Raw genomic sequence first — 4,744 nt, 5'->3', positions numbered from 1 at the left:
GGCCCACCAGACCACGGCCATTTTGAGGTTCAGGCCGAGGAAACTGAACGAGGAGCCGAAGAACACCTTCACCTGGTCGAACATGGGTACCGTGCCCATGCCCTGGATCACCACGGACCCCGTAATGAGTTTGGTGACGGCCAGGTTGACGCCCTGCAGGATGAAGAATGTCGCGAGCGTCACGATGAAGCTCGGTAGCCCGGTCTTCATGACGATCACAGCGTTGCAGGCTCCGATCGATAGGGCCACAGCGAGTGCGAGAAACATCGCGATCCACACGTTTAGACCCCACTGGGTGGTCATGATGCCCACGATGAGGCCGGTGGTTCCGGTCATCGCGCCGGCCGAGAGGTCAAACTCTCCGCCGATCATGAGCATGGCTACCGCGACGGCCATGATGCCGAACAAGGAGGCGGAGTACAGCCAGGTGGAAACCCCGGCGGCGGAGAGGAAGACGTCGGTGGTGAGGGAGAAGAAAACAAAGATGGCGAGAGCGGCGACGAAAGCGCCAATCTCGGGTCGGCGAAGCAACTTCACCGTCGTGCTGACCGGAATGATGCGCTCGTCAGCCGGGGCGGGGGGCGGCGCTGTCGCCTGAGTGGTGAGCGTCATCGCGTGCCCTTGGCAGCGAACTCAGCGACCTTCGCCGCGTTCTCTTTGGTCACGAAGCCGGGGCCGGAGTAGACCGGCTGGCCGCCGCCCACAACATCACCGTTACGCAGTTGCAGGGTGAGGAACACCACAGGCAGGTAGCCCTGGGAATACGGCTGCTGGTCGACTGCGAAGAGAATCGAGCCGTCGAGGATCAGGCTCGTGACGTCGGCGGATACGTCGAATGTGGCGAGCGGGGCGCCGCTTCCGGCCTCGGCTTTCGCTTGGGCTGCGGCTACGGCGATGCCCGGGTTCAAGGTGAGAACGCCGTCAATCGTCGGGTCTGAGAGCAACATGCTGCTGATCGTGTTCTTGGCGTCGGCGATATTGGCTATGTCGACCTGCAGGTTGGTTACTTTGTCCAGCTTGTCCGCAGCGCCGGCGCAACGCTCTTCGAGTGACACGTTGCCGGCCTCGTGGATGACGCAGATGACGTTCTTGGCACCGGCCTTGGCGAGTTCTCCTCCGGCGCCCTGGCCCGCGATGTACTCACTCTGGCCCACGTGGGTTTCGGCGCCGAATTCTGCGGACTGCTCGAGACCGGCGTTGATGGTTATCACCGGGATGCCGGCGGCGACGGCTTTCTCGACGGCGCTGCGCACACCGTCGGGGTTGGCCATCGAGATGACCAGCCCGGCGGGTTTGCTCGCAATGGCGGCGTCTATGAGCTGGCTCTGCTTCACCGGATCGCCGTCGCCCTGATAGGTGACGTTCATGCCTAGGTCGGCTCCAGCCTGCTCCGCACCACTTTTCACCACATCCCAGAAGTTGTCGCCGGGTGTGCTGTGGGTGACCACGGCTATGGTGCCCGTGACGGCATCCGTTGACGCCTTTGTGGCGGTCGGGCTTGCCTGTCCGGTACCGGAGCAGCCGGTGAGCACCAGCGGGACTGCGAGAAGCAAGGCGAGCCAGGCTGTGCGGCGGCGACCCGGCATTTCGGGGGCGCTGGCGTGAGGGCGTCGAACGGTCAGGTTACGCATCAGTGAATCCTCCATTGGATACAGGTGCTGGTGTGGTGTGGGTGTCGAGTGTTGCAAAACCGGGAACGACCGGAAGGCCGAGAATGAAGTCGAGGCTGCGGCGAACCGCGAGGTGTGGAGCGTCGGCAGCGGTGGGTTCGTGGTCGAGAATTGTGTCCTGCTCGAGCACGTAGTATCCGCCGTAGCCAGCCGCTTCGAGGCTGGAAACGATGGTGGCCAGGTCGATATCGCCCTCCCCCAGAGGTACGTACATGCCCCGGCCCACAGCATCCGTGTAGGTGAGGTCCCCACGCTTTACCTTCTGAGCGAGAACGGCTCGCACGTCTTTGAGGTGCACATGCGAGATCCGCGAGGCATGCTGCACGGCGATCTGCACCGGATCGGCGCCGCCGATGAGGAGGTGCCCGGTATCAAGGCACAGGCCGATGCTCGACCCGGCCAGCACCCGATCCACGTCTCGGCGGACTCGACCATGGTGCCGACATGGGGGTGCAGTGATGCGACGATTCCACGCTCGGCGGCGTGCTCGAGAATACGATCGAGGTTGCCCAGCAGAGTCTGCCATTGTGCGTCGCTGAGGGATGGGCGGGAATCGTAGCCGGTCTGGCCGGTGTCGGCCGAGAGCACCAGCCTGGTGGCCCCGGCGGCGAGAAAGCCGGCTAGCTCGGCCGCGATCAGCGGCACCGGGTCGAGGTCGGCGTCGTGCAGGATGATCGGCACGAAGCCTCCGACTGCCACGAGACCGAAGGTGCTCAGAGTCCTGGCCTTGTCGGCGGGGTCGGTGGGCAGAAAGCCTTCGGGGCCGAATTCGGTGGCGGTTACGCCGAGGTCCCGCATGTCGGAAAGAACCCGTTCCGGGCTGAGCTGCCAGCCCCAGCCGGGAACTTCACACACGCCCCACGAGATGGGGGCGACGGCGATCCGTTTGGCAAGCGGCGGGGTCGTGGCAGTCACCGTGACGGGGGCGGTCATATGCGGGCCTCGACCCGGGCTGAGGCCCGCACCTCAGCGAGCATTACGACGCGACCCTCAACCCGAGACAGGCTCGCGGCCTCGGCGATGTACAGCGCTTCGAGCGCATCCCGCGGGGTACACCGAGCGGGGGTTGTGCCGTGGACAACGGTCACGAATGCCGCTAGTTCTTCCCGGTAGGCGTCGGTAAATCGCTCCTGAAAGGTGCCCCACGGCGTTCCGGACGGGAAGTCCACACCCGGTTCGGTGCTTGTAAGGGGGACCCGTTCGTCGAGTCCCACGGTGCGGTTGCCACGGGTTCCAGCCAGTTCCATGCGCACGTCATAGCCGGCGCCGTTGTAGCGGGAGCCCTGCAGTGTAACCAAGGTGCCGTCGTTCAGGGTGAGGATGGTGGCCGATTCGTCGATGTCGCCTGAGGCGGCGAAGTATTCGGCGCCTCGGTTGCTCCCGGTGGCGAACACCGAGGCCACCTCCTGCCCGGTAACCCAGCGGAGAATGTCGAAGTCGTGAATGTGGCAGTCCCGGTACAGTCCGCCGCTGACCGGCACATACTCCGCCGGGGGTGGGGTCGGATCGCAGGTGACCATGTGCATCCGGCGCAGCTCGCCGAATTCACCGGCCGCGAGAGAGCGTCGGGCCTCGACGTAGCCCGCATCGAAGCGGCGCTGGAATCCGATCTGCACGGGAACGTCGTGACGTTCAACTTCCTCGACGACGGCGAGCGTCGAGGTCAGGGACTCAGCGAGAGGCTTCTCGCAGAACGTGGGGATTCCCGCCTGGACGGCCCTGACAATGAGTTCGGCGTGTACCGAAGTGGGAGCGGCGATGACGATGCCGTCAGGCTTCCAGGAGAAGGCCTCGTCGATCGTTCCGAACGCCGCTCCCTGCACGGTGGCCGCGGCCGCCGCCGCGCGGGCCGAGTCGAGGTCGGCGATGAACAGGGCGCTGACGCCGTCCAGCTTCATTAACGTATCGACATGGGCCAGGCCGATTCGACCTGCGCCAAGGATTACGAACCGCACGGGATACCTCCACTTTGAGATGATGCTGACGAATGCGCTGGGCGGGTGCCCGGCTAGTGTTGTTGGGAAAGCTAGGGGAAGGACTGCCGGTCAGCCCATGAGGACGGGATCGCGGGTCACCCGAACCGGAAGACCGGTCTCGAGGGACTGCTGGGCGGCATCCGCAACGCGGCTGGCGGCGACGGCGGCCTCTGGCGTGCATGGGTTGGTGCGCTCGCCGACTACGAGATCGATGAAGGCTGTCATCTCGCTGAGGTAGGCCTGCTCGAAGCGCTCCGCGAACGTGAGGTGTGGCGCGCCCGTAGGAAACCTGACGCCCGATTCTGCTGAGCGTAGGGCACTCTTGTCGTCCATTCCCACAAGCAGAGTAGCGGCGGATCCCTGCAACTCGAGGCGTACGTCGTGACCGGCGCCGTTGTATCGACTTGCGCTGACAGTGCCGATTGTGCCGTCATCGAATGTGACGACAGCCAGGGCGGTATCGACGTCACCGACAGCGCCGATTGCGGGATCGCCGTTGTTGCTGCCGCGGGCGTACACCTCCACGATCTCGCGACCGGTGACCCAGCGGAGAATGTCGAAGTCGTGCACGGAGCAGTCCCGGAAGAGGCCGCCGGAGCTGGCGAGGAAATCTACCGGGGGTGGAGTCCTGTCGCAGGTGACGGCGCGAAGAGAATGTAGCCAGCCGAGCTCGCCGGAATCGAAAGCACGTTTGGCCTCGAGGTAGCCGGCGTCGAAGCGGCGCTGGTGGCCGATTTGCACAACGCCGCCATGCTCGCGAATGTAATCGAGGACGGTGAGCGACTCCGCCATGTTCACGGCAACGGGCTTCTCGCAGAAGACCGGGATACCAGCATCGACACCGGCGCGGATGTGCTCCGGGTGCAGCGCGGTACCTGTGGCGATGATGAGTCCGTCAATACCGGAGGCAATGAGCGTTTCAAGATCGGGATGGTAGGAGGCGCCGAGGTCAGCAGCGACGGCCTGCGCATGCTCGGCAGCAATATCCGTGAGTTTAAGGGTGATCGTCCGGACTGATTCATCGGCGTTCGAAAGGGTCGCGATATTGCGGGCGTGCATTACTCCGATGCGGCCGACGCCGATCAGTCCGAGCGTTAC

The 4,744-nt window shown here is 64.5% G+C and carries 3 protein-coding genes and 2 pseudogenes; all 5 read right to left on the bottom strand.

Annotated elements, in window-relative coordinates:
- Nucleotides 1-612, bottom strand: a pseudogene (locus JF66_RS15420) (ABC transporter permease); the annotation flags it as partial.
- Nucleotides 609-1,631, bottom strand: a complete 1,023-nt coding sequence (locus JF66_RS15415; protein ID WP_231556455.1) for a sugar ABC transporter substrate-binding protein — start codon at nt 1,629-1,631, stop codon at nt 609-611. The gene JF66_RS15415 and the pseudogene JF66_RS15420, both read right to left, overlap by 4 nt.
- Nucleotides 1,624-2,603: pseudogene (locus tag JF66_RS15410) on the bottom strand (TIM barrel protein). Before JF66_RS15410 ends, JF66_RS15415 begins: the two are co-directional and overlap by 8 nt.
- The gene (locus tag JF66_RS15405; protein WP_035879428.1) at nt 2,600-3,625 is read right to left on the bottom strand and encodes a Gfo/Idh/MocA family oxidoreductase; all 1,026 of its coding nucleotides are present in this window, start codon (nt 3,623-3,625) and stop codon (nt 2,600-2,602) included. The pseudogene JF66_RS15410 and the gene JF66_RS15405 overlap by 4 nt, the downstream one beginning before the upstream one ends.
- Before the next feature lie 90 nt (nt 3,626-3,715).
- Nucleotides 3,716-4,744, bottom strand: a 1,029-nt coding sequence (locus tag JF66_RS15400) for a Gfo/Idh/MocA family oxidoreductase (RefSeq protein WP_051973614.1), incomplete at its 5' end; no start/stop codon positions are given.

Origin of the sequence: Cryobacterium sp. MLB-32, assembly GCF_000738085.1 — a bacterium.
Classification (GTDB): Bacteria; Actinomycetota; Actinomycetes; order Actinomycetales; family Microbacteriaceae; genus Cryobacterium.
This window is presented reverse-complemented; position numbering and strand designations above follow the sequence as displayed.

Coding starts and splice junctions, on each gene's coding strand:
- JF66_RS15415 (WP_231556455.1), bottom strand. CDS start 1,631: ATGCGTAACCTGACCGTTCGACGCCCTCACGCCAGCGCCCCCGAAATG.